At 71.9% G+C, this 24563-nt stretch carries 21 protein-coding genes and 1 riboswitch; of the genes, 9 read left to right on the top strand and 12 right to left on the bottom strand.

The annotated features are described in order from the left end of the window. Positions 1-120: 120 nt before the first annotated feature. From ABZ738_RS11655 to ABZ738_RS11640, 4 genes are all read right to left on the bottom strand, one after another. A complete protein-coding gene (locus ABZ738_RS11655) occupies positions 121-438 on the bottom strand; it encodes a hypothetical protein (protein ID WP_236146045.1) in 318 nt (105 codons plus the stop codon). Positions 439-636: 198 nt separating this feature from the next. Continuing rightward, entirely contained in the window at positions 637-2385 is a 1749-nt protein-coding gene (locus ABZ738_RS11650) for a CDP-glycerol glycerophosphotransferase family protein (protein ID WP_176093193.1), read from the bottom strand. Positions 2386-2577: 192 nt separating this feature from the next. Then, positions 2578-4956, bottom strand: coding sequence for a DUF6077 domain-containing protein (locus ABZ738_RS11645; RefSeq protein ID WP_357212584.1), 2379 nt, complete (start codon positions 4954-4956; stop codon positions 2578-2580). A gap of 181 nt (positions 4957-5137) precedes the next feature. Then, the gene (locus ABZ738_RS11640) at positions 5138-5776 is read right to left on the bottom strand and encodes a TetR/AcrR family transcriptional regulator (protein ID WP_131056214.1); all 639 of its coding nucleotides are present in this window, start codon (positions 5774-5776) and stop codon (positions 5138-5140) included. Between the two features lie 167 nt (positions 5777-5943). Here ABZ738_RS11640 and ABZ738_RS11635 point away from each other — a divergent pair, with 167 nt between their 5' ends. The 4 genes from ABZ738_RS11635 (at position 5944) to ABZ738_RS11620 (ending at position 11059) form a co-directional block, all read left to right on the top strand. Continuing rightward, on the top strand, positions 5944-6843 hold the full coding sequence (locus ABZ738_RS11635) for an ABC transporter permease (RefSeq protein ID WP_131056213.1): 900 nt from the start codon (positions 5944-5946) through the stop codon (positions 6841-6843). Between the two features lie 10 nt (positions 6844-6853). Then, the gene (locus tag ABZ738_RS11630) at positions 6854-7654 is read left to right on the top strand and encodes an ABC transporter ATP-binding protein (RefSeq protein ID WP_131056216.1); all 801 of its coding nucleotides are present in this window, start codon (positions 6854-6856) and stop codon (positions 7652-7654) included. Between the two features lie 165 nt (positions 7655-7819). Next, positions 7820-9325 (top strand): bifunctional cytidylyltransferase/SDR family oxidoreductase, encoded by a 1506-nt coding sequence (locus tag ABZ738_RS11625; RefSeq protein WP_357212581.1) that lies wholly within the window; start codon positions 7820-7822, stop codon positions 9323-9325. A gap of 33 nt (positions 9326-9358) precedes the next feature. Continuing rightward, positions 9359-11059, top strand: a complete 1701-nt coding sequence (locus tag ABZ738_RS11620) for a CDP-glycerol glycerophosphotransferase family protein (protein ID WP_357212579.1) — start codon at positions 9359-9361, stop codon at positions 11057-11059. Positions 11060-11258: 199 nt separating this feature from the next. On the opposite strand, the gene ABZ738_RS11615 is transcribed toward ABZ738_RS11620, so the two are convergent. The 4 genes from ABZ738_RS11615 to ABZ738_RS11600 form a co-directional block, all read right to left on the bottom strand. Further along, complete coding sequence (locus tag ABZ738_RS11615) at positions 11259-12128, bottom strand: C39 family peptidase (RefSeq protein ID WP_131057283.1); 870 nt, start codon at positions 12126-12128, stop codon at positions 11259-11261. Positions 12129-12343: 215 nt separating this feature from the next. After that, positions 12344-12485: riboswitch (cyclic di-AMP (ydaO/yuaA leader) on the bottom strand. Between the two features lie 316 nt (positions 12486-12801). Next, positions 12802-13566 carry a hypothetical protein gene (locus ABZ738_RS11610; protein WP_357212577.1) on the bottom strand — a complete coding sequence of 255 codons (765 nt, stop codon included), beginning with the start codon at positions 13564-13566 and terminating at the stop codon, positions 12802-12804. 177 nt (positions 13567-13743) lie between these two features. Next, positions 13744-14253: a hypothetical protein gene (locus ABZ738_RS11605; protein ID WP_357212575.1), complete on the bottom strand. Its 510-nt coding sequence runs from the start codon at positions 14251-14253 to the stop codon at positions 13744-13746. Positions 14254-14377: 124 nt separating this feature from the next. Next, on the bottom strand, positions 14378-15658 hold the full coding sequence (locus tag ABZ738_RS11600; RefSeq protein ID WP_357212573.1) for an acyltransferase: 1281 nt from the start codon (positions 15656-15658) through the stop codon (positions 14378-14380). 193 nt (positions 15659-15851) lie between these two features. On the opposite strand from ABZ738_RS11600, the gene ABZ738_RS11595 reads away from it, so the two are divergent. From ABZ738_RS11595 to pseI, 3 genes are all read left to right on the top strand, one after another. After that, positions 15852-17183 carry a polysaccharide pyruvyl transferase family protein gene (locus ABZ738_RS11595; RefSeq protein WP_131057022.1) on the top strand — a complete coding sequence of 444 codons (1332 nt, stop codon included), beginning with the start codon at positions 15852-15854 and terminating at the stop codon, positions 17181-17183. Positions 17184-17272: 89 nt separating this feature from the next. Further along, positions 17273-18439 (top strand): glycosyltransferase, encoded by a 1167-nt coding sequence (locus tag ABZ738_RS11590; protein WP_357212570.1) that lies wholly within the window; start codon positions 17273-17275, stop codon positions 18437-18439. Further along, positions 18436-19485: a pseudaminic acid synthase gene (pseI, locus tag ABZ738_RS11585; protein WP_176093184.1), complete on the top strand. Its 1050-nt coding sequence runs from the start codon at positions 18436-18438 to the stop codon at positions 19483-19485. The genes ABZ738_RS11590 and pseI overlap by 4 nt, the downstream gene beginning before the upstream one ends. 382 nt (positions 19486-19867) lie before the next feature. Here pseI and ABZ738_RS11580 read toward each other — a convergent pair whose 3' ends face one another. The 4 genes from ABZ738_RS11580 to ABZ738_RS11565 are packed head-to-tail and all read right to left on the bottom strand — an operon-like array spanning position 19868 to position 22751. After that, a complete protein-coding gene (locus ABZ738_RS11580; protein ID WP_357212562.1) occupies positions 19868-20392 on the bottom strand; it encodes a hypothetical protein in 525 nt (174 codons plus the stop codon). A 49-nt stretch (positions 20393-20441) separates the two neighbouring features. Next, entirely contained in the window at positions 20442-21191 is a 750-nt protein-coding gene (locus ABZ738_RS11575) for an SDR family NAD(P)-dependent oxidoreductase (protein ID WP_357212560.1), read from the bottom strand. Then, a complete protein-coding gene (locus tag ABZ738_RS11570) occupies positions 21184-22503 on the bottom strand; it encodes an AMP-binding protein (RefSeq protein ID WP_357212558.1) in 1320 nt (439 codons plus the stop codon). Before ABZ738_RS11570 ends, ABZ738_RS11575 begins: the two co-directional genes overlap by 8 nt. Then, entirely contained in the window at positions 22500-22751 is a 252-nt protein-coding gene (locus ABZ738_RS11565) for an acyl carrier protein (RefSeq protein ID WP_357212555.1), read from the bottom strand. Before ABZ738_RS11565 ends, ABZ738_RS11570 begins: the two co-directional genes overlap by 4 nt. A gap of 43 nt (positions 22752-22794) precedes the next feature. Between ABZ738_RS11565 and ABZ738_RS11560 the strand changes: the two genes are divergently transcribed. Both ABZ738_RS11560 and pseB read left to right on the top strand, forming a co-directional pair. Then, the gene (locus tag ABZ738_RS11560) at positions 22795-23340 is read left to right on the top strand and encodes a GNAT family N-acetyltransferase (RefSeq protein ID WP_357212553.1); all 546 of its coding nucleotides are present in this window, start codon (positions 22795-22797) and stop codon (positions 23338-23340) included. Positions 23341-23546: 206 nt separating this feature from the next. Continuing rightward, complete coding sequence (gene pseB, locus ABZ738_RS11555) at positions 23547-24539, top strand: UDP-N-acetylglucosamine 4,6-dehydratase (inverting) (RefSeq protein WP_131054456.1); 993 nt, start codon at positions 23547-23549, stop codon at positions 24537-24539. Positions 24540-24563: the final 24 nt, after the last annotated feature.

Here is a 24563-nt window from a genome sequence, read left to right as displayed (position 1 = left end):
GCTGACCCCGCATGGTCCCGGTCGACTCCACCGCCCCGTGGCGTCACGGTCGGCGGAACTGACCTTAGATGGTGGCAGACAACCGCCCCGGGTGACAGGCCCAGGGCGGGTGACGGTGACTCAGAGGCCGAAGACCTCGTCGGCGGTGGCGTCGCGTACGCCGTCGACGAAACCCCGGAAGGCCGGGTCGTCGTGGCTCGCCGGCACGGTGGTGACCAGCTCACCCGTGGCCTCGGTGACCGCGTCGACCAGGGGCGGGAAGTCGATCTCGGCGTCGGCGAGCGTGTCGTCGTCGGCCTGGCCGAGGTTGATCACCTGCTGCACGTCCTCGGCGGCGGTGTCGGGGTCGGCGGCCCAGTCCGTACCGGCCCGGTAGCACTCGTCGTAGAGCGCCCGCTGGCTGTCGGTCCAGTCCTCGTGGTAGCTCTCCACGCCCATCCCCTCTCCACCGGCCTGCCTCCGAGCATGCCCGTCCGCACGCCCGGCCGGGCCCGTACCGGACAAAACCGGTCCCGGCGTGCCGCCGCCGACCCGGACGGCGGCGCTCGGCGGCCCGGGACGGTGGCCCGCCGATGCCGGACGGCGACGCGCCCGGGACGACAGGTCGTCCCGGGCGCGTGGCGGTCGTGATGCGGGTCAGCGGCAGAGCCGCCCGATCTCCTCGGCGAACCGGTCCATCGGGTTCGCCTCGGCCGGGCCGAGCAGATAGGTCTTCAGGTCCCGGCGGGCCTCGGTCATCGGGTCGTCACCGGCCCGGGTCACCGCGACGATCTTCTCCAGCTCACCGCAGTCCGCCGCGAGCAGGTACGCCGCCCGCGAGGTGGGGAACGTCCGCCGGAACTCGTCCTCGGGCAGCCCGGCCGGGTTGGCCACCACGTACGGCCGCTGGCTCTGCACGAAGTCCGAGACGACGCTGGAGACGTCGCTGATCAGCAGGTCGGTCTCGTTGAAGCAGTCGAACAGCGCGGGCACCCGACCGGTGACCACCCGGTGCGCCGGACCGTCCAGGCTGGACGCGTCGACGTCGCCGCCAGCCGCCCGGATCCGCTCGACGATCCGCTGGTGCACCGCCTTGGCCTGCTTGGAGCGGGTGCCGGTCAACGGGTGCGGCTTGTAGATCAGCCGGACCGCCGGACGGGTGGCCAGCAGCGTGGCCACGATCCGGTCGCCCATCAGCATCAGCGAGGTGTGGTACGGGTCGTCGTCGAGCCACCCCTCCCAGGTCGGCGCGTACAGCACGGTGAACGGGCGCTCGACGGCCTCCGAGCCGAAGGTGTGCAGGCCGGCCAACTGCGGGCGGCCGATCTCCACGATGTCGGCGTCCAGCACGCCCACCCCGGCCCGCGCGTACCGCTCCCGACCGGCCAGGCCGGCGACCCAGACCTCGTCGTACACCTTGCTGTACGGGTTGACGCTGGCCGCCTTGTCACTGTCGCCGTGACCGACGAAGACGTGCTTCATGCCCGGCTCACGCAGCATGTGGATGTTCGGCCCGACGTTGGCGGCGTACAGGGTGGCCCGGATGCTGCTCTTGTCCAGGTTCATGAAATCCGGCGCGGCCGGCACGAAGATCACCGGCAGCCGGGTGTCGGCCAGCTCCAGGAAGGCGTCCCGGCTGCGCATCAGCACCACCCCGCGACGGCCCAGCGCCTCGATCGGCGCCAGCCACATGTTCGCCTGGTAGACGTCCTTGGCCGGGCCGGCGAAGTAGAGCGCCACCTCCGGGCGGTAGCTGTTGAGCCAGTTCTGCACGGCCGGCAGTTGCGGGCTCTGCCCGGTGCCCCGGCCGCGCAGCCAGGTGAAGGCGACGATGCCGCCGACCACCCCGGCCAGCCCGACGGCCACCAGACCTGCCACGAAGACCGGCGTCACGTCGTCGGCGACGACGGCCACCACGGCGGCCGGGATGAGCAGGACGTTCGCCCACGGCAACCGGTCACCGGCCACCTCGGAGGCCCACTCCGGCGGGCGGGGGGCGGACCGCATCCGGCCCAGGTCGATGTTGCGGACCAGGGCCGAGACCGGGTTGCGCCGGTCGATCATCCGGTTGAACGCCCCGGCGAAGACGGCGACCAACCAGACCGCGGCGGGCAGCAGGAGCAGCAGTGTCAGCTCGGTGCCGGTCAGCGACACCTGGGAGGCGACCAGCACCACCACCGACAGGTCCCGGCCCAACTGCCGGTAGACCCGGTTGATACCGACCTTCTGCAGGAGGGTCGCGGTGGCCGGTGACCACCGTTCCACGGCGAACTCGCCCAACACCGCCGCCATTCCGGCGACGGCGAAGAGGGCCACCCACCCGAACGCGCCAGCGGCGAGTAACACCAGGTAGGACGCCACCAGCAGGGCGCCACGCGCGGCGACGCCCACGCGTGAACTCAACATGCCGAACAACGAGTACGCTCCCTAACGAGATCGATGACCGGCTGGATACGCCTCGAACGGCCGCCAGCGTAGCTGCGACCTTAACGCGAAACCTCGCCGGGACAACGCTCGGGTATCCGGCATCTTTCGCCCAAACCGTCGATCACTCGAAACGGACGGTCCACGTAACCGACCCGAAATCCGCCGGACGCGTCAGTTCCGACGCAGACAGGTGACCCCGCCCGGCTGGTCGGGCACCGGCGGCGGCAACTCGGCGAACTCGGCGTACCCGAGTCGGGCCGCGGTCCGTCGGGCGAACCGGTTGCCGTTGTAGACACAGATCGTCCCGACGTCCAGCCGCTCCAGCGCCTCGGCCACCTCGTCCCGGGTCGGTCGACCCTCCGCCGGTCCCCCGTCGGAGAACCGGGTCAACAGCAGCCGGTCCTTCGCGAACTGCGACTCCAGGTCGTACTCGACCAGGTAGAAGTCGCGCGGCAGCACGACGCGGACCTGACTGGTCACCATCGGCATGGCCCGCATGATGGTGGCCGGCGCGAGCAGGAAGCCGTCCGGCCGGTCGAGGGTCACGATCCACTCCGCGATGACCTGCCGCCGCTCCGGGATCTTCCAGCTCGGCCGGTCGCGCATCTCCACCCAACTCCGCTCGGACCACATCGGAGTGGCGTAGACGGCGAACGACGCGATCATCGAGCCGGCCAGCACCACGCCCACCAGGGCGCGTACCGAACGGAACCGGGTGGGCAGCCAGACCGTGCAGAGCAGCCCGATCAGCGCGGGCAGGGCGAGCAGCCACGGCACCCGCCAGAGCACCACCGAGATGCCGGTGAGCGAGCCGAGCCACTCCAGCACCCCGGGCACCATCAGCACGCTCAGCGTCAGCGCACCACCGGCGGCCAGCAGCCCTGCCGTACGACGACGGGCCAGCAGCGGACCGCACCACAGGGCGAGTCCGCCGATCACGCCGACGATGCCGATCTCGAAGGTGCGCCGGTAGGTGTACGCGGCGTCGTAGGCGACCGCGTCCGCCCCGTCCGCGGTGCCCTGCCCCAGCACGATCTGGGTCAACACCACCGAGCCGACCGGGTACGCCAGGGCGACGACGCCGACCAGCAGTGCCGACTTCCAGCGCCCGACCAGCAGCATCATCAGCGCCGCCCCGCCGACCAGCATCGGCAGGATGATCGCCGCCGTGGTGGTCAGCCCGATGGCGGTGACCGACAGCGCGAAGATGAGCACCAGGTGACGCTTGCGCCCGTCGTCGAACCAGCGGGTCAGGTAGTACCACATCAACGGCACGACAGCCGACACGAACATGCCCTTGCCCTCGTACAGCCGGGGCAGGTGGAAGGTGCCCAGCGCGGCGTCCGAGCCGGCGACCAGCGCGAGGAACGCGGCGGCCACGGTGAAGGCCAGCACCGGACGGCGCGGCGCCCACCGGTGCACCACCCGCCAGAGCGCGAGGACGGCGAGCACCGCCATCACCGGCAGCAGCAGGAACCAGGTCGCCGAGGAGGCGTGCATGTCAAGGAACCGGCCCAGCGCGCCGGCCAGCACCTCGATGCTGGCGGTCGGCGGCAGCGACGCCATCGCCGGGAGGACGTTCTCGCTGAACAGGAAGTCGTTGAGCGGCACGATGTCGCGTTCCGCCACCCACACCGACCGGCCCACGTAGTAGACGTCGTCGGGGGTGTTGCGGGCGATGTAGAGCGAGGCCGCCGCCGCCACACCGGAGATCAGCAACGCGTACAGCGACTGCCAGGCGTTCGGGGCGGGCGCCGAGGGCCGGGTCGGCGGGACCCGCCGCCAGGTCCACACGGTCAGCACCGCCATGCCGACGGCGGCGACCGCACCGGTCGTGGCGGGCCACCACCAGGAGATGTTCTCGCCCGCCGGGGTGCCGGCCAGGCCGGCGGTGACCGCCGCCGCCACGCCGAAGAGCAGGACGACCGCCGTCGCCAGGCGCTGGGCGACCGGCATCCGGCTGGGCCGGTCCGTCGGCGTACCGGCAGACCCGTCCGCGCCCTCGGCCGGCGTCGTGTCCGGCGTCGTCCCGGCGCGCGTCGGCGCGTCCGCGCCGATCGCGGTGTCGGGATCCGGCGTGGCGTCGGTGCTCGTCGTAGCGTCGGTGCTGTCGGTGCTCGTCGTGCTGTCGGTGCCTGCGGGGCTGTCGGTGCTGGTCGGGCTGTCGGTCGCGGTGGGGCGGGACGGGTCGCTCGGGTCCGCGGGCGGCGCGGCCCGGACGGCCCGACGCCGCCAGGCCCACTGACCCACCCGCACCAGCACCGCGAGCAGCGCCAGCGCCGGGCCGGTCACCAGCCAGATCCGCAGGGTCGACGACGGGGCCCAGCCGAGCGGCAGGGCGAGGTGATAGAGCAGCGTCCAGAGCGCGAAGGCCAGCACGGCGACGTCGGTCAGCACGGCCGGGATCGCGGCGATCCCGGCCCCGAGCCCGCGCAGCCCGGCCCGGAGGTGCCGCCAGGGCGACGGCTGCGGGCCGGGTGGTGGGGAGGCGGGACCGGTCGGTCCGTCGGCCGCTGCCGGAGCGGGCTCGGCGACGGTCTGGTCGGTCATCGACACACTGCGTCCTTGTCGTCGTCGTACGGGCGGGTGCGGCTGGACACTCCACGGCCGCCTGGCAGACCCCGCGAACCACACCGAGCGTAGTCATCCCGGATGTCGAGTCGAGGCGACGCGCAGCGACGCGCGGACCCGATGCCCGACTCCCGCCAGCGGTACCCCGGGTCGGGCCTGCTCAACCCCCGGTCGGGGCCGCCCTCGGCCGGGGCAGCGGGTCGGGGCCGCCGAGCCCGCGTGCCACCGACTCGACCAGGGTCTCCAGGTAGCTGTCGGTGAGCGGGGCGCGGGCGACGGCGAGTCGCCAGTACAGCGGACCCACGATCAGGTCGACCGCGGCGTCCCGGTCGATGTCGGCGGACACCTCGCCGCGCTCGACCGCCCGGCCGATCAACCGGCCGACGACCTCGTGCTGCCGGGCGCGTAACACCTGCTGGAGGGTCTCGTCGATGGTCGGGTTGCGGGCCGCCTCGGCCAGCAGGTCGGGAATGATCTGCACGGCGAGCGGATGCCGCAGGGCGTGCGCCACCACCTGGAACAGCAACACCAGGTCGCTGCGGAGGCTGCCGGTGTCCAGCGCGGGCAGCCGACCACCGGCAGCGGCGGCCACCACCTCCAGCACCAGGTCGAGCTTCGAGTTCCACCGGCGGTAGATGGCGGTCTTGCTGACGCCTGCCCGGCGCGCCACCGCCTCGATGGAGAGCCGGCCGTAGCCGACCGCCGCGAGTTCCTGCATCAGGGCACGGCGAATGGCCGTGGTGATCTCGCCACGGAGCACTGCCGCACCGGCCGGCGTACGCCTCTTCCCGGTCGTCACCTGGGACTTCTCTCGACTGTCACGAGGAACAATGTAGCGCAACGACGGTACGGTTGCGTCCCGACGTCTTTCGGACTACTGTCCACGCAGCGGCGAGGCGGCGCTCCACGCTAGATTCCATCGTCGCGAACGTATCCGCCGCACGACAGATCGGAGCGCCCATCCCCATGGCCAACACCGCGCTGGCCGACCCCGATTCCGGCCTCACTCCCGCGCAGCTGGCGACCCGCCACGGCCTGCGGGTGGCCGGCGAGCGGCCCTCACTGCGCCGCTACAGCGGTGAGCTGTGGCGTTACCGGCACTTCATCGCCGCGTACGCCAACGCCAAGCTGACCGCCTCGTTCAGCAACGCCCGACTCGGGCAGCTCTGGCAGGTGCTCACCCCGCTGACCAACGCGGCGGTCTACTACCTGATCTTCGGCGTGGTGCTGGAGCAGAGCAGGGGCATCCCGAACTTCATCGCCTACCTCACCACCGGTCTGTTCATCTTCAACTTCACCCAGACCACGGTGCAGCAGGGCACCCAGGCGATCAGCGGCAACCTCGGCCTGATCCGGGCCCTGCACTTCCCCCGGGCCTGCCTGCCGCTGGCCATCACCACCACCCAGTTCCAGCAACTCCTGGGCTCGCTGGTGGTGCTGGTCTGCATCGTGGTGGCCACCGGCGAGCCGATCACGCTGATGTGGCTGATGCTGGTGCCGGCGGTGCTGCTCCAGACGGTCTTCAACGCCGGGCTGACCATGGTGGTGGCCCGGCTGGGCGCCAAGGCCACCGACCTCAAGCAGGTCATGCCCTTCGTGCTCCGGGCCTGGATGTACGGCTCCGGGGTGCTCTACAGCGTGACGCTGTTCTCCGAGAACCTTCCCGGCTGGGCCACCGGGATCGTGCAGTTCAACCCGATGCTGGTCTACATCGAGCTGGCCCGGAGCGCCCTGCTGGAGGAGACCCCGTTGCTCAACGACTCGCTGCCGCTGACCTGGCTGATCGCGGTCGGCTGGGCGGTCGTGATGGGCATCGGCGGTTACCTCTACTTCTGGCGCGGCGAACAGGAGTACGGTCGTGGTTGATCACCTCGAGATGTCCAACGACGTGACGGTCACCCTCCCCCGGATCCAGGACCGGATCCCGACCGTGGTGGTGGACGACGCGCACATCGTCTACCGGGTGCACAAGGGCGCCGCCGGCAACACCAGCCCGGTGGCCGCGCTCAAGCGGATGATGAGCCGCTCCTCGGCGCCGAACGTGCGCGAGGTGCACGCGGTGCGCGGGGTCACCTTCACCGCGTACCGGGGTGAGGCGATCGGGCTGATCGGCACCAACGGCTCCGGCAAGTCGACGCTGCTGCGGGCCATCGCCGGTCTGCTGCCGGTGGAGCGCGGCGCGATCTACACCCAGGGGCAGCCGTCGCTGCTCGGGGTGAACGCGGCGCTGCTCAACGACCTACCCGGGGAGCGCAACGTCACGCTCGGCTGCCTGGCCATGGGTATGCGCCCGGCCGAGGTGCAGCGCAAGCTCCCGGAGATCATCGAGTTCTCCGGGATCAACCAGCGGGGCGACTTCGCCTCCCTGCCGATGCGGACGTACTCCTCCGGCATGTCGGCCCGGCTGCGCTTCTCCATCGCGGCGGCCAAGCAGCACGACGTGCTGCTGATCGACGAGGCGCTGGCCACCGGCGACAAGGCGTTCCGCAAGCGCAGCGAGAAGCGGGTCCGCGAGCTGCGGGAGAGCGCCGGCACGGTGTTCCTGGTCAGCCACCAGCTCTCCTCGGTCCGGGACACCTGCGAACGGACAGTCTGGCTGGAATCGGGCCTGATCCGGATGGACGGACCGACCGCCGAGGTATTGAAGGCCTACGAGGCGTTCACGAACGGCAAGTAGAGTCCGGGCGAACGTCCGACGCCCGTCCGGCGTCGCGCGGACCGCGTCGGCCCGTTGGGGTGGCGCGGTCCGCGCGTTAAGGTTCAACCCGTCGCCGGCGTCGGCGACACCCCCCACCCCACACCACCTCACCGAGCCATGTACCCCCGAGAGCGAGGACCGGCAATGACGCAGGACCAGACCACCGACCCGGGCAGCCCGCCGGAGAGCCCGGCACCGTGGCGACCCTCGCGGACGGTGGCCGTGGTGCTGGCCGGCGGCACCGGCACGCGACTGGGCCTCGGCATCCCCAAGCAGCTCCTCAAGATCGCCGGTAAGCCGATCATCGAGCACACCCTGGCCGTCTTCGAGGCCGCGCCGGAGATCGACGAGATCATCGTGCTGATGGCCGCCGGGCACGTCGACGAGGCGCAGCGGATCGTCGACAAGGCCGGCTTCCGCAAGGTCACCAAGGTGATCGAGGGCGGCGACACCCGCAACGCCACCACCCGGGTCGCGCTGGACGCCGTCGGCGAGGCCGACTGCAACATCCTCTTCCACGACGCGGTACGACCCCTGCTCAGCGGCCGGATCGTCCGGGAGTGCGTGAACGCCCTCTGGACGTACGCGGCGGTCGACGTGGCCATCCCGTCGGCCGACACGATCATCCAGGTCGACGAGGACGAGTGCATCACCGACATCCCGGTCCGCGCCACGCTGCGCCGGGGCCAGACCCCGCAGGCGTTCCGGTCGACCACCATCCGGGAGGCGTACCGGCTGGCCGAGGGTGACCCGAACTTCGCCGCCACCGACGACTGCGGTGTGGTCCTGCGCTACCTGCCCGAGGTGCCGATCAAGGTGATCGACGGCTCGGACGAGAACATCAAGGTCACCCACCCGGTCGACGTGCACCTGGCGGACAAGCTGTTCCAGCTCGCCGCCGCCAAGGTGCCCCGGCTGACCGACCACCGGTCGTACAGCGAAGAGGTCACCGGCCGCACGATCGTCGTCTTCGGCGGCAGCTACGGCATCGGCCACGACCTGACCGAGCTGGCCCGCCGCCACGGCGCCCAGGTCTTCCCGTTCAGCCGCTCCAGCACCGGCACGCACGTGGAGCGGCCGGAGGACGTCGAGGCCGCGCTGCGGACCGCCTTCGAGGCCACCGGACGGATCGACCACGTCGTGGTCACCGCCGGGATCCTGGAGAAGGGCGCGCTGGCCGAGATGGACCAGGAGACCATCGACCGGGTGCTCCAGGTCAACTTCGTCGGCCCGGTGACCGTCGCCCGGCAGTCCCTGCCCTACCTCCAGCAGACCAAGGGCCAGCTCCTGCTCTACACCTCCAGCTCGTACACCCGGGGACGGGCCGACTACGCGCTCTACTCGGCCACCAAGGCCGCGCTGGTCAACCTCACCCAGGCGCTCTCCGACGAGTGGGCCGAGTTCGGCGTACGCGTCAACATCATCAACCCGGAGCGGACCGCCACCCCGATGCGGACCAAGGCCTTCGGCGCGGAGCCCGAGAACACCCTGCTCGCCGCCGAGACCGTCGCCCAGGCCTCGCTGGACGTGCTGATCTCGGAACTCACCGGCCAGGTCATCGACGTACGCCGGCCGCCCGGCGAGGCGTCGACCTCCGCCCCGGTACCCACCCAGGCCGACGCCCCCAGCAGCGGCACCCGCGTCGGCTGACCCGCCGACGACGAGCACGAAGGCAGCGCCGAAATGCGTGGTGACCTGGTCACGAAGTTGGCCGCCCGGGGCCTGGCCACCGGCGGGGCGGTCCTGGCGTTCCTGGTGCTCGCGCTCACCGGCGCGACCGCCTGGGGGCTCGGGCTGGCGGTGGCCGCGCTCGCCGCCACCGTCTGGGAGCGCCGGGTCCGACCGGGCGCCGACAGCGTCGCGGAGACCGCTCTGCTCGCCGCCGGGATCCTGGTCGGCTACGCCCGGCAGCTCGACGGCGGCTTCGACCCGATCCTGGCGGTCACCGCCCTCGTGCTGCTCGGGCTGGTGCTGGTCACCGGGCCGCTGCGGACCGCCGGCAACCTGGAGATCCGCGTCGCCAACCTGCCGGTACGCACCTGGGTGCCGCAGGTCGCCGCCCGGCTCGACGACGCGGTGGCGGGGCTGCTCGCCGCCCTGGCAGTGGCCGCCCTGGCCGGGCTGCCCGCCGTGGTCGCCCTGCTGGTCTGCCTGCCGGTCGGTGCCGCCGCCGGGGCGGTCGCCCTCGACCTGGCCCGCCGCCGGTTCCGGCCGACGGCCGGCGGGTCGGCGGTCACCCGGGCGCTGCGCCGGCACCAGCCGGAGTTCGTGCTGCACTTCTCCGCCCCGCCCGGCTCGGAGTACCAGGTCACCATGTGGCTGCCGTACCTGGAACGGATCGGACGGCCGTTCGTGGTGATGCTGCGGGAACCGGAGTTCCTGCCCGCCGTCGCGGCGGCCACCACCGCACCGGTGGTCTACTGCCCCACCCTGCGCACCATGGACGAGGTGCTGGTGCCGAGCCTGCGGGTGGCGTTCTACGTCAACCACGGCGCGAAGAACAGCCACTGCATCCGATTCACCCAGCTCACCCACGTTCAACTGCACCACGGCGACAGCGACAAGGCGCCCAGCGCCAACCCGGTGTCGGCGATCTTCGACCGGATCTTCGTGGCCGGCGAGGCCGCCGTCGACCGGTACGCCCGCGCCGGGGTGGAGATCCCGCCCGAGAAGTTCGTGGTGGTGGGCCGCCCGCAGGTCGAGGCGATCGAGGTACGCCACCAGCCGACCCGGGGGCTGACGAACCCCACGGTCCTCTACACCCCCACCTGGACCGGCCACCACGCCGACGCCGACTACTGCTCCCTGCCGATGGCCGAGACGCTGCTGCGGCGGCTGCTCGACCGGGGCGCCACGGTGATCCTGCGCGCCCACCCCTACACCAACCAGCACCCGGGCTCGGCCCGTCGCCTGGCCCGGCTGCACGAACTGCTCGCCGCCGACCGCTCCCGCACCGGCCGCCAGCACGTCTTCGGCGCCGCCGCCAGCCGGCTCACCCTGGCCGAGTCGGTGAACCGGGCGGACGCGCTGGTCTCCGACGTCTCCGGGGTGGTCTCCGACTGGCTGTACTCGGGCAAGCCCTACGCGGTCACCGACACCGGCGTCGACGGTGACCGGTTCGTCGAACGGTTCCCCCTCGCCGCCACCGGCTACGTGCTGCGGCGGGACATGGCCGACCTGGACGACGTGCTGACGCGGCTGCTCGACACCGATCCGCTCGCCGAGGCACGCTGGGCGACCCGGCGGCGCTACCTGGGCGACTTCCCCGCCGACTCGTACGCCGAGGCGTTCCTCTCCGCCGCCCGGCGGGAACTGGACCCGGCCTGGACCGCCCCGGCGCCACGGACCACGACCGACGACGCGGCGCTGCCGACCGCCCCCTGAGCGCGCAGCAGCGGCCGTGGTGAGCGGTGGGCGTACTCGGTCAGACCTGTAGACCGAGAAGCACCGGGATCGCCGCCACGACGACCCCGGTCAGATAGCGATCCGCTGAACAGCACCTCAGGCCCGGATGTAAGGAAGGGCCCCCTGCTATCGCCTGGTGTATAGCAGGGGACCCTTCCTTACATCTCGTCCTTACATCTCAGGAGGAGTAGCCGCGGGTGGCGGCCCAGTGGGCGAGGTCGGTGGTGCTCATCCAGTACGAGTAGTACGAGGCGTCGGCCGAGTCCGCGATCTTGACCAGTCGACCGTCGTCCGCGTAGCCGACCACGGCGACGTAGTGGCCGCCGGGGAAGGAGTGCCAGCCACCGTCGGTGTCGGTGGCACTGCCGGCCACGTTCACCACCACACCGCGCCCGTCGGTGATCGCCTCCACCACGTCGGCCTGGAGCTGGTCCATCTGCGTCGGGGTGGCCGAGCCGCCCCGCAGCATCGTGGTCGAGTACGGCTCGCCCTTGAGCGTGGCGTTGAGCACCCGGGTGGTGTCCAGAGCCGAGTTGGTGCCGGCGTACGTGGTGCCGAGCTGGGCGGCCAGGGTGTCCTGGTCACGGTCGACCCCGGCGGCGCTGAGCGCGTTGCGTACCGCGGCCGGGCCGCAGTAGTAGCCGGTGGTCTGGGCCTGGAAGTCGTAGTCCAGGACCTTGCGCGTCGGTGGCTTCGGTGCGGTCTTCTCGCTGACGGCCACCGGCGAGGGGGCCGCCGAGGTGGCCTTCGGCGTGGGCGAGGGCGACGGTGACGGTGCGGCGCTGCTCGGGGCCGCGCTGCCGGGCGGGGTCGACGGGGTCGGCTCCACGCGGGTGTCGGCGCGGGAGGCGGCGGTGTCGCCCCGCGTCTCGGCGACGGCGGTCGTGGTGTGCGCGGTCGCCGGGGCGTCCTCGGTGCCGACGAGTACGGCACCGGTGCCGGTGGCCAGCGCCAGCGCGGCGGCCGAGGCGGCGACGACCTGGTAGGGGCGTTCGGTGGCCAGCCGGCGTAGCTGGCGCGTCAGGGTCTGCTTCACGGAGTCCTCCACGGGGCTCAGGGAGGCACGGCGATCCGCTCCGGCGGTCAGCTCGACAGGACATGCCGAGGACCGCCCGAGTGGGCGGACGGGCCGTGCGAGGGGCTTCGCCCGGTCGGGGCCGGGCGGGGGCCGCAGTCAGCTCGCGGCCGACGGCCCGGTGAGCGCGGGCACCGCAGTGCCGTGGAGGAACAAGAGGGGTATCACAAGGGGATGCACGAGAGGAAAGCTCCTTCCGACACCGCCGACCGGGTTAGCTGACGGGTTCGGGCGGGAAGTTGGCCCTACCGTGAGCCGAAGCTCGCGGATTCACCCCAGAGGTGCGGTGGGTCCCCGGTTCGTGAGACCACGATTAGGCGGGTCGATGCGGCGTCGCCTCCTGCGATCGGTTACCGCATCGGACGGGCCGACATTACTGGTCGGCCATTGCCCTGCCAACCCGCTCTGACCTGCGCAAACATGATCCAGCTCAGTGATTTTCGGGCGTTCGGTCATCGATGTCCCGCAACAGGACCGACGGCGATCGACGTAACGGGCGGTGACAACCGGACCACCCCCGGACAATGCCTCCGGACATCACGTCACGTCTCGGGCGGTTGCGGCACCACCGTCCGTTCCGGCGATCGGTGTGACCGGGCTCACCCGATCAGGCCGGATTACCGGGGCTCCGCGCGTCTCGCCCGGGTCACCCCACGCGCGCCGGACGCCAGCGCAGGGCCGCAGCGGCCGGACGTGCGGCGGTGGTCACGGCGGGTGCCGGCACCGAATTCGGTCGCAGGCGCTGCGCGGCGGCGTACGCCTCGGCGGAGAGCACCCGGGCCGCTTCGGTGGCCCGTTCCGTCTCCCGCCAGGCGGCCCGTTCCCGCTCGGCGGCGGCCCGGTAGGTGGCCCGGTGGTTGTCCCGGACGACCCGGGCCAGCACGACCTCCTGTGCGGCCGGGTGCAGGCGGGGGTCCCAGCCGGCCCGCCGGGCCAGCACGTCGGTGAGCTGCCGCGCCGACAGGTCACCGCGCCAGTGCGCCACCATCGCGGCGTGGTGCAGCCAGCGTTCCCGGGCGGCGTACTCGCTGGCGGTGCGGGGGGTGCGGGGGGCGGGCAGCGCGGTGGTCCCGGCGAGCCGTCGGGCCCGGCTCTCCGCCTCGTCGAAGCGGGCCCAGGCACGGTCGAGGGCGGTCTGGGTGGTACGCCACGCGTCCCGCCGCCGGGCGGCGTTCTGTGCGGCCCCGGCGGCGGCCACCGCCACCTCACCGGCGTAGCGGCGCAGGTCGGCCGTCTCGGCCTCGGCGGGGTCGTCGGCCGGGCCGCTGGTCTCGTCGGTGCCGGACGAGGAGGGTTCGGGCCGGGCGACCAGGACGGTGAGCACACCCAGTGCGAGCACGAGCAGCACCGACCAGATGGCGGCGGCCCGGGGCACCTCGATCAGGAACTGGTAGAGGACGGTCTTCTCCATGGCGGTACCTCGTGGGCCGTGGTGCGCTGACAGCGGGCCGCCGGCACCCGGTCCCCCGACGGCGGCGCGTCGGAACCGGGCGGGGCGGTGACGGGATGTTTCGCGGGGCAGAGGTCCCGGGCGTTGCGGGACGGGCTGCGGCGGAGTCCGGTCGGTGTGCCGCAGCGGGGCGTGAGGTCAGTCGCCGGGTGGGGCGCGGGCACCGTGGGCACCCGGCGGGACCGCCGTCGGAAGGGACGCCGCCGGGCCGCCCACCACCGCCGTCACGGCGGGCCGCTGCGCCAGGCCCGTCTCGGGCGACAGCCCGGGTACGCCGAGCGCGTCGGCGCGGTCGACGGCCCCCGTGGCGGACACCGTGACCAGCGCACCCGTCGACGAGGGGTGCCAGTCGGCACGGGGCGAGGGCATGAGGAGAGGAGCCGCCGCGAACCGGCCGGCGGCGGGGTGCCCGACGAGCGCGGCCTGTGCGGGCGTGGCCAGTGCGGGCGTGGCCAGTGCGGGCGCGGCCAGTGCGGGCGCGGCCAGTGCGGGCGCGGCCAGTGCGGGCGCGGCCAGTGCGGGCGCGGCCAGTGCGGGCATCGCCCAGGCGCCGAGGGTGAACGCGGCGGCGACCGCGAACCCGGTCAGCAGTCGCGTCGCCCAGCGCGCCAGCCACCACAGGGGACGGGCGGGCGCGACGGGAAGCACCCGGTCACGCTACCGCCACCGATGTCGCACCGCATCGGCGGCGGGCGTGTCGGGTAGACGACGCGCCGTAATCGGCACACGAAACAGCAGGTCGGAGCGTCGACGACAACGGTCCACGGTGGACTCAGCGGTCCCGGTCGCGGTGACCTGCCGTACTCGGCTCGTCACCCGGCACCCGCTGCCTCGGCGGCCCGACGGGCGGGCCAGCGGGCGATCCGGCGGGCGGATTTGCGGACGGTCCCGCAGGCTCGGCGGACCCGCCACCAGGCGGGGCGGCGGGTCCGGCGGCAGGCGGCGGGGCGGCGGGGGCGCGGCTCGGGGCGAGTCGGCGCATCATCGGTTGCTCCACGTAGCGGTGCAGCAACGCGGCCAGCGCCAGGGTGAGCAGCAGGAACCCGATCACCGCCGGCACTCCCCACCAGCCGGGCAGGCCGGTGCCCCAGTCGCCGGTGAGCCGCAGGATCGTCATGATCGCGAAGACGTGCACCAGGTAGAAGGCGAACGAGACCTCGCCCAGCCAGACCATCAGCCGGGAACGCAGCGGCGAGCGGCGACCGTGCACGTCCGCGTCGGCCGCCGCCGCGATCACCAGGACGTACGCCACCGACAGCAGTGCCGCCCAGAGTTCGGCCCGGATCCACTGCGAGGCCGCCACCCAGGTCGCGACGAAGATCACGGTGGCCAGCGGCAGCCGGGGCCCGCGCCAGCGACCGCGCAGCATCAGCTCGGCGGCGGCCACACCCATCCAGAACTCCAGCGACCGCACCAGCGGGAAGATCTGGGCGAACCACCACCGGCTCTGCTCCGGCACCAACTGCTGTCCGGGCCAGAGCGCCAGGATCAGCAACGGCATGGCGATCACGACGGCCCACAGCATCCACGGCCTGGCCCGGCGGATCAGCGGCAACGCCAACGGCAGGCACAGATAGAAGAACAGTTCGCAGGAGAGCGACCAGCTCACGTTGTTGACGCTGTAGAAGTAGCCCGGTCGCGGGTCCCATGCCTGGAGCAGGAAGAGGTTCTCCAGCGCGGCCACCGGGTTGATCGGGTCGGCGAACCAGAGCGCCGCGAGCATGGCCAGCGCCCACATCACCAGGTGGTTCGGATAGATCTTGGCGAGCCGACGACGCCAGAACCGGCGGCGGGAGTCACCGACCCGGGCCGACCACACCAGCACGAAGCCGCTGAGGATGAAGAAGAACTGCACCCCGGACAGGCCCAGGGTGAAGATCTCGCTGACCACCGCCTGGTGACCGGGCTCGGCGATGATGCGCATGGTGCCGGCGTGGAAACCGAAGACCAGCAGCGCGGCGATCCAGCGCAGTCCGGTCAACGAGGGCAATCGGCTGGCGTCACCGCGTCGGGTGGTGGAGGGCTGCCTATCGACGACGGTGGCGCTGGTCATTCCGGGCACCATACCGGTGCGGGCACACCCACTCGACGCGAGGCAGGAGGGGCGGATGCGGCGCAGGTGTCAACCGGTCCTCCGGTGGCCTAGTATTCCCGGGACTTGGATGAGCACCCACCCCGCCATCCGGCTCGGTGGTGCGCCGGGCATGCCGAGGCGGGGCCGGCACCGACGAGAGGCAGAGTCAGCGATGCACCAGCGGATCCTGATGCGGGCCCGAAAGGGTCCCTTCGACGTCAACTCGCCCGAGGAGACGTTCGAGCGGAACCTGATCGGTGAGAACGCGGGCAACCTGGTCTTCAGTCACGCCGCGAACAAGCTGCTGGCCACCCGCGCCGCCACCATCACGCCCAACGGCTTCACGGTGAACATGCGCGACAGCGACCGGATCAACGAGGAGTACGACGTCTTCGTGGTCCCGCTGGCGAACGCGTTCCGGCGCAGCTACGCCCACCGGCTCGACGCGATGAGCCGGCTGATCGAGCGACTCAAGATCCCGGTCGTGGTGCTCGGGGTGGGTGTGCAGACGAACGTCGACGGTGACCGGGAATACCTCCGTCCCATCGACGACCAGGTCAGTCGCTTCTGCCGGGCCGTCCTCGACCGCTCGCCCAGCATCGGCGTCCGGGGCGAGATCACCGCCGACTACCTGCGGACGATCGGCTTCTCCAACGTCGACGTGATCGGCTGCCCGTCGATGTTCCTGCACGGCGACACCCTGCCGGTGGAGAAGCGCAAGACGTTCATCGGCCCGTACGACAAGATCGCGTTGACCGTCTCGCCGTACGTCAAGTCGATGGCGAAGATCATCAAGACGCACCACCAGCGCTACGAGAACCTGCGCTACATCCCGCAGGACCTCAAGACGCTGGGCACCCTGCTCTTCGGTGACGCCCCCGAGGACCGTGGCAAGACCAGCGAGATCCCGATCCACACCACGCACCCGCTGTTCACCGAGGACAAGGTGCGGATGTTCGTCGACCCGTGGACGTGGATCGACTACCTCTCCGGGTTCGACTTCAACTTCGGCACCCGCATCCACGGCACCATCGTCTCGCTGCTCGCCGGCACGCCGGGCTTCCTCTTCGCGCACGACTCGCGCACCCTGGAGCTTGCCCGCTACTTCGAGATCCCGCACCGGGTGATGCGCGACGTGCCGGCCGATGTGGACGCCGCCCAGCTCTACGACGAGGCCGACTACTCGGGCATGGTCAACGGCCACAAGCAGCGGTACGACACGATGCTCCAGTTCCTGACCAAGCACAACCTGGGCAACTCCTTCAACGACGCCGACAGCGCGGCGGTGTTCGACGCCACCCGGCAGGCGACCGCCTTCCCGCCGGCCGTCCGCCCGGCACTGGCCACCTCGCCCGAGGTGCTGGTCAAGCGCATCGAGTGGCTGCGTGACCAGGAGGCTGTACTCCGCGAGCAGGCGTCACAGGCGATGCCTCGGCCGGAGCGGATCCGGACCCGGATCAAGAAGGCCGTCCCCGGCTCGGTGCGCCGCATGCTCAACCGTTAACCCGGCGCTGCCCGGCTGTTCAAAAACTCCACCACCGCCGGCCACGTCGGGTTCCAGGGCCGTCCATCCGGGCGGTCGATGGTTGCGGCGTGGTCATTCAGCCGACGCACGCGCCGCTGTTGAGCATCGTGGTACCCGTCTACCGCGTCGAGGCGTACCTGCGGCAGTGCCTCGACTCGATCCGTGGTGACGTGCCCGCCGACCGGGCCGCCGAGGTGGAACTGGTCGCGGTGGACGACGCGTCGCCGGACGGGTGCGGCGATCTGCTGCGCGCGTACGCGGCCGAGCATCCGGGCGTACGCGTGCGGCACCTGGCGACCAACGTCGGCCTCGGCCCGGCCCGCAACGCCGGGCTGGACGTGGCGACCGGCCGGTACGTCTGGTTCGTCGACAGCGACGACTGGCTGCCGCCGGGCACGATCCCGGTGGTGCTGGACCGGCTGCGGGCGGACCGCCCCGACGTGATGATGGTCGACCACCTGCGGGTGCACGACTGTGGCCGCCGGGAGGTGGACCCCAGCAGCCGGTTGCTGCGGGACGCACCCGGCGTGTTCCGGCTCGCCGACCGGCCCCGGCTGCTGCGGGTGCAGCACACCGCCTGGAACAAGGTGGTCCGCCGTGAGTTCCTGGCCGAGCTGGGGCTGCGCTTCCACCCCGGCTGGTACGAGGACATCCCGTTCAGCCACCCGCTGCTGATCGGCGCGGCACGCATCTCGGTGCTGGACCGGGTCTGCTACCTGTACCGCCAGGGCCGCCAGGGCGCCATCACCTCCACCCGCAGCGGCCGGCACTTCGACGCCTTCGACCAGTACGACCGGCTCTTCACCTGGCGGCACGAGCGGCACCCGGACGGGCGCTGGCACAGCGAGCTGTTCGACCTGATGGTGAACCATTTCCTGGTGGTGGTGGGCAACGACGACCGACTGCACCCGCACCTGCGGCGCGACTTCTTCCGCCGGGTCGCCGAGCACTACCGCCGGTACCTGCCGGGCAGCGGGTACCCCCGGCCCGGCGGAGTGGCCGGGTTCAAGCACCTCCTCGTCGGCCGGGACAGCTACCTGGCGTACGCCGCGCTACGCCGGGCCCACCGGATGGCCACCCGGCTGCGCGCTGCGGCGCCCGCCGCCCCGCCCCCGCCCGACGCATCGACCCCGACCGCCACGGCGACCGCCGCGTCCCCGCCCCCGCCCGACGGCACAGCGGCCCCCACGTCACCCCGCCCGCTGGTGCGGACTCGTCAGAACGGATCACGATGACCACGTTGAAGATCGGCCCGCACCTGGTCGGTGCCGGGGAGCGCCCCTTCGTGGTGGCCGAGATGTCCGGCAACCACAACGGCGACCCGGGGCGGGCACTGTCCATCGTGGATGCCGTCGCGGCGGCCGGTGCACACGCGCTCAAGCTCCAGACGTACCGGCCCGACACGATCACCATCGACGTCGACACCCCGGCGTTCCGCATCTCCGGCGGGCACGAGCTGTGGGGCGGGCAGAACCTCTATCGGCTCTACGAGCGGGCACACACCCCGTACGAGTGGCACCGGCCGATCTTCGAACGGGCCCGTGAGCACGGGCTGACGGTCTTCTCCTCCCCCTTCGACGCCTCGGCCGTGGAGCTGCTGGAGGAACTGGACGCGCCCGCGTACAAGATCGCCTCGTCGGAGCTGGTCGACCTGCCGCTGATCCGGCTCGTCGCGGCCACCGGCAAGCCGATGGTCATCTCCACCGGGATGGCCACGCTGGCCGAGATCGACGCCGCCGTCCGCACCGCCCGCGACGGTGGTGCCGGTGGGATCGTGCTGCTGGCCTGCACCGCCTCGTACCCGGCCCCGCCCGCCGACAGCAACCTGCGCCGCATCCCGGTGCTCGCCGAGGCGTTCGGGGTGCCCGTCGGTCTCTCCGACCACACGCCCGGCATCGGCGTGCCGGTCGCGTCGGTGGCCCTCGGGGCATGCTTCATCGAGAAACACGTCACGCTGGACCGCGCCGACGGCGGCGTGGACTCCGACTTCTCGCTGGACCCGTCCGAGCTTGCCGCGCTGGTGGTCGAATCGGAGCGGGCGTACGCGGCGCTCGGCGGCACCGCCGTCGGCCCCACCCCCGCCGAACGGGAGGGCCTGCGTTTCCGCCGCTCGCTCTACGTGGTGGCCGACGTGCGCGCCGGGGACGAGGTCACCGCCGCCACCGTACGCTCGATCCGGCCGGCCGGCGGGCTGCACCCGGTGGAGATCGACCGGGTCCTCGGTCGCCACTTCACCACCGACGTCGCCCGGGGCACCCCGCTGAGTTGGGACCTGATCTGAGCGTTGGCCCTCGCCGCCACCAGTTCGGCATGTGGGTCGGCCGTTGCGATCCCTCGCACAACGCCCCGACGGTTGGTGTCCCACACAACGCCCCGACGGTTGGTGTCCCACACAACGCCCCGACGGTTGGTGTCCCACACAACGCCCCGACGGTTGGTGGGTAGATTTGTTGTCGCCCCAGCGACAACAAATCTACCCACCCCGGAGCGGCAGCCAGCGACATGCCGCGATCCGGCAGGCCGCTCTGGACTCGATCGGATGGGGCGAGGCGGTCGGGGCGTCGACGGCGCAGACGGGTCAGCTCGAAAGGGACCGACCAGGAGACGGCAGGCCCGGGAGACGGCAGGCCCGGGCCGGTCGGCGGCACGACGGCGCAGACGGTTCAGCTCGAAAGGGACCGACCAGGAGGCGGTAGGTCCAGGTCAGGAGGCGGTAGGTCCGGACCGGGAGACGGCAGGCCCGGGATTACGGCGAAGGCGACGGTGACGACCAGGTCGGAGAGTGCCTCCCGGTCCGCCGAGCCGACCTCGCGGGCGAGGCCCGAAGGACCGAGGTCGAGGTCGAGCCCGAGGACCAGGGTGCGCCACAGCCAGACCGTGCCGGCGGGCACACTCAGGCCGTACCGGCGCCAGAGGGCGACCATCGGCACGTCGGCGAGTTTGGCCACACACTCGGTGCGGGTCCACCGGGCCCAGAAGTTCGAGGTGCCGAACCGGTGCGCCAGCATCGGCGGCACCTCGGCAGCGGCGTACTCGGCGTCGATCGCGACCCGCCAACCCGGGATCGATGGCGCGTACCAGCCGACGCACCGTCCGTCGGCCAGGTGGCTGCGGGTGACGGCGTCGCCCGAGTCGGTGGCCGACGCGACCCGCAGGTGTCGCGGCGCGGCGGCGAGGAGCGTGGCCACGGACGGTCCGCCCGCGTCCACAGCAACGCGGGAGGATGGGGCGCGCGGGTCAGATCGAGGCGGCACCGTCGACCACGATGACCTGGCCGTTGATGTTCGTCTGGTCGCGCAGCAGCATCCGCACCACGGGTACCACCTCGTGCGGCTCGGTCAGGTGGCCGGTCGGGGTGCGGCGCACGATCTGGTCGAGTTGGGTCGGACCGAGCACCGCTGACATCTCCGAGGCGAAGAAGCCCGGAGCGACGGCGTTGACCAGCATCCGGCCGCCCAACTCCCGGGCCAGCGAGCGGGTGGCGGCGTCCATCCCGCCCTTGGTGGCGGAGTACGCGACCAGGCCGGGGAAGCCGCGCTGCGCGCAGATCGAGGTGACGTTGACGATCCGACCGCGCCGGCCCTGCGCCAGCATCCGCCGCACGGTGAGCCGGGTCAGCTGCAACGGGGCGGTCAGGTTGGTCTCGACGATCCGGGCGATGTCGGCGTCAGCGGTGTGTACGTGCAGCGAGTCCTGCCCGACCGCCGCGTTGTTGACCACCCCGTCGACCGGCCCGAGCCGCTCCTCCGCCGCCCGGAGGAACGCCTGCGTGGCGGCCCGGTCGGTGACGTCGACCGAGTCGACGTGGACCCGATCCGGACGGGCCTCGGCGAGCTTCGCCAGGTCCGGGGTGACGGTACGCGCGAAGGCGGCCACCTTCACCCCCGCGTCGAGCAGGTCGGTGACGATGGCGAGGCCCAGGCCCCGGGAACCGCCGGAGACGAGCACCACGGTGGAGGGCGGAACGGGGACGGCGGATTCAGACATCGCTCTTCAACGTCTCCTTGACGGGGATCTCGGCGTGCAGCCGGATCCGGCGGGGCACGGCGTACTCGGGCAGCCGGTCGGTGCACCAGCGCACCAACGCCGCCTCGTCCAGGTCCGGGCCGGTCGCGCCGGACACCGGAGGGGCGGGTACGACCTCGGCGACGACCATGTGACCGAGTAGCGGAGCGCGTCGGCCGGTGACCCGGGCCCAGGCCACCCGGGGGTGGGCGGTGAGCACGTCACGGACCAGCCCGGCGGAGACCTTGCTGCCGCCCACGTTGATCTCGTCGGTGTCGAGCCGGCCGGTGATCAGCACCCGACCGTCGACGATCCGTGCCCGGTCCCCGGTGCGGACCGGTCCGGCCAACCCGACCCCGTGGTGCGGCGAGGTGACCACGAGTTCCCCGTCGCGCAGCCCGATGGTGGGGCGTTCCGGGGCGCTGCGGTCCAGCCACTCGACCGGGAACCCGGCCCGCCCGTCGTGCACCACGATCGCCGCGCCGACCTCGGAGGAGGCGTAGATCCAGGAGATCCGGGCGGCCGGGAAGACCTCCCGCAGCCGGTCCAGGATTGCCTGGTCGACCGGCTCGCCGCCGAGGGTGAGCTGACGCAGCGGCACCCGGGCCAGCGCCTCGGGGTCGCGGTGCAGCGCCCGACGCCAGAAGGTGGGCGTACCGGAGGCCGCGTCGACACCGTGCGCGGCGGCCAGCGCCGGCCAGTCGTCGAGTCGCTCGGGCTCCACCACCACCAGGTGCTGTCCCGGCTGGGTCAGCGCCAGCGTCACCACCTGCCACCACGCGTACGTGCCGGGGGCGTACGGGCAGAGCCAGGTGCGGCCCGGTTGGGCACCCCGGACGGTGGTCACCGACTCCAGGGTGTGCCCGACGCGTTTCGGACGTCCGGTGGTGCCGGAGGTCAACAGCCAGAGCCGGCCGCGCTCGGCCGGTCGGGGCCGGGACGGAGCGAGGACGACGAGACCGTCCCCGACCACGACGGCACCGTCCCCCAGCGCGGCCCCATGACCCAGCGCGGTCGGGTCGGCGGCGGTCAGGGTGAAGCCGGCGGCGCGCAGGTCGTCCCGCATTCCGGCGTCGACCCGACCGGCGCTGGTGAGCAGCAGTTCGGTGCCGTGCACGGCGTGGTGCCGGGCGGCGGCGAGCGCGTCGCGGGCGGAGTGCGCGAGCACCGCCACCGGGTCCGGCAGGACCGGTTCGGGCAGGTCCCGCCAGGTCAGCGCGCTGCCGCCGACCACGACGCGGTTGTCCACACCGGCCGGGTACGGGCCGAGGCGGGCGGCGGTCCGGACGCTCACTGCCGCTGGAGTTCGGCGAGGAAGTCGAGGACGTCGCCGACGGTGGCGATGCGCCGCAACCCGGGGGCGTCGAAGTTCAACTCCTCGCCCGTGGCGTCCTCGACCCGCAGGGCCAGTTCGGAGAAGTCCAGCGACCGGAAACCGATCTCCCGCAGATCCGCCGCGTCGTCGTCCGGCAGTGCCTTGCCCTGATTGGCCAGCACCTGCCCCATGAGGTCGCGAATCTGCGCGCGACTCAATTCCGTCATGCCGCGGAGTGTACAGCCGGATGAATCGTGATTAGGGTGCCCGATGACCCTGAAAATGCGAACAGAAAGTGAGCGTTACGTGCTGCGAGACGCCACCGGGGACGACGTTAACCTGATGTTGTCCTGGCGTAATCAGGACGTCAATCGACAGGCCAGCAAGACCAGTCACGTGATCGGTGCCGAGGAGCACCGGCGGTGGTGGGCGGCGGTCCGCACCGACCCTTCCCGCCGGGTGTTGACCTACCTGCACGACGGGGTGCCCTGCGGTGCGGTCACCTTCTTCGACCTGCGGTTCGACGGTCCGCGTACCGGGTCGTGGGGGTTCTATCTGGACGCCGAGGGGCTGGCCGAGCGGGGCGAGACGCTGCCCGTCTGGCTGGCCGTGACGCGGGCGGCGCTCGGGTACGCCTTCGACGTGCTGACACTGGACCGACTCGACGGAGAGGTGCTCGCCCACAACACCGTGGTACGGCAGATGAACCGTCGTTTCCGGTTCGTGGAGGGTGTGGGCCGCACGGAGGTGCACGACGGGCGGGAAATCACCGTGATCCCCATTACACTGGAGCGCGACAATCGCCGTCGACACTGATTCTGCATGCCGTCCACGTCGCGTTCACGACATGTTCGACGACTGTTTCCGACACCGCCGGAATCAAGCCCGACGGTGCCCGCCATTCACGGCCGCAGTGGCCCGGGTTAACCACCGGGCGTCGGCGCGTTAACCCACCGCCCCTAGCGTTCCCACCCGACCGGCTGCGGTGTCGCCGGCTCACCGACGACCACGGGAGCACCACATTGAGCGAGCTGAACGGATCGTCCATCCTCGTCACCGGGGGCACGGGTTCCTTCGGCCGGACCTTCCTCCGGCACCTCCTCAGCGAGGTCGACCCGGCCCGGGTGGTGGTCTTCTCCCGTGACGAGCTGAAGCAGTACGAGCTGCGCCAGCAACTCGGCGACGACCCGCGACTGCGCTGGTTCATCGGGGACATCCGGGACCGGCACCGGCTGACCCGGGCCATGCACGGGGTGGACCACGTGGTGCACGCCGCCGCGCTCAAGCAGGTCGACACCGCCGAGTACAACCCGTCGGAGTTCATCGCCACCAACATCACCGGGTCGCAGCACGTCGTCGACGCGGCGATCGAGGCCGGCGTACGCAAGGTCATCGCCCTCTCCACCGACAAGGCGTCCAGCCCGATCAACCTGTACGGCGCGACCAAGCTGGTCGGCGACAAGCTCTTCGTCTCCGCCAACCACTACGCCGCCCAGCACCCCACCCGCTTCTCGGTGGTGCGCTACGGCAACGTGGTCGGCAGCCGGGGCTCGGTGGTGCCGCTGTTCCGCCGCCTCGCCGCCGAGGGCCGCAGCCTGCCGATCACCGACAAGCGGATGACCCGGTTCTGGATCACGCTGGACCAGGCGGTGCAGTTCGTCCTGGACTCGTTCGACCAGATGCAGGGCGGCGAGCTGTTCGTGCCGCGTATCCCCAGCATGCGCATCCTCGACCTGGTCGAGGCCGTCGCGCCGGACGCCACCACGCACGAGATCGGCATCCGTCCGGGCGAGAAGCTGCACGAGGAGATGATCGCGCCGGACGACAGCCGCCGGACGCTGATCGCCAAGGACCGCTTCATCGTGCAGCCGACCATCGCCACCTGGGGCTACCAGCCGCCGGTCGACTGCGAGCCGGTGTCGGACGGCTTCGCGTACCAGTCCGACACCAACGACGAGTGGCTCACCGTGCCGCAGTTGCGCGCCATGCTCGGCCTCACCGCCCTCGCCGCATGAACGAGCGCCAGCGAGTGAATCAGC

This window comes from Micromonospora sp. NPDC047793 (assembly GCF_040642635.1).
GTDB lineage: Bacteria > Actinomycetota > Actinomycetes > Mycobacteriales > Micromonosporaceae > Micromonospora.
The sequence above is the reverse complement of the archived record's forward strand: the minus strand, read 5'-3'. Positions and strand labels throughout refer to the sequence as shown.

Coding starts and splice junctions, on each gene's coding strand:
- ABZ738_RS11655 (WP_236146045.1), bottom strand. CDS start 438: ATGGGCGTGGAGAGCTACCACGAGGACTGGACCGACAGCCAGCGGGCG.
- ABZ738_RS11650 (WP_176093193.1), bottom strand. CDS start 2,385: ATGTTGAGTTCACGCGTGGGCGTCGCCGCGCGTGGCGCCCTGCTGGTG.
- ABZ738_RS11645 (WP_357212584.1), bottom strand. CDS start 4,956: ATGACCGACCAGACCGTCGCCGAGCCCGCTCCGGCAGCGGCCGACGGA.
- ABZ738_RS11635 (WP_131056213.1), top strand. CDS start 5,944: ATGGCCAACACCGCGCTGGCCGACCCCGATTCCGGCCTCACTCCCGCG.
- ABZ738_RS11630 (WP_131056216.1), top strand. CDS start 6,854: ATGTCCAACGACGTGACGGTCACCCTCCCCCGGATCCAGGACCGGATC.
- ABZ738_RS11625 (WP_357212581.1), top strand. CDS start 7,820: ATGACGCAGGACCAGACCACCGACCCGGGCAGCCCGCCGGAGAGCCCG.
- ABZ738_RS11620 (WP_357212579.1), top strand. CDS start 9,359: ATGCGTGGTGACCTGGTCACGAAGTTGGCCGCCCGGGGCCTGGCCACC.
- ABZ738_RS11610 (WP_357212577.1), bottom strand. CDS start 13,566: ATGGAGAAGACCGTCCTCTACCAGTTCCTGATCGAGGTGCCCCGGGCC.
- ABZ738_RS11600 (WP_357212573.1), bottom strand. CDS start 15,658: ATGACCAGCGCCACCGTCGTCGATAGGCAGCCCTCCACCACCCGACGC.
- ABZ738_RS11595 (WP_131057022.1), top strand. CDS start 15,852: ATGCACCAGCGGATCCTGATGCGGGCCCGAAAGGGTCCCTTCGACGTC.
- pseI (WP_176093184.1), top strand. CDS start 18,436: ATGACCACGTTGAAGATCGGCCCGCACCTGGTCGGTGCCGGGGAGCGC.
- ABZ738_RS11575 (WP_357212560.1), bottom strand. CDS start 21,191: ATGTCTGAATCCGCCGTCCCCGTTCCGCCCTCCACCGTGGTGCTCGTC.
- ABZ738_RS11565 (WP_357212555.1), bottom strand. CDS start 22,751: ATGACGGAATTGAGTCGCGCGCAGATTCGCGACCTCATGGGGCAGGTG.
- ABZ738_RS11560 (WP_357212553.1), top strand. CDS start 22,795: ATGACCCTGAAAATGCGAACAGAAAGTGAGCGTTACGTGCTGCGAGAC.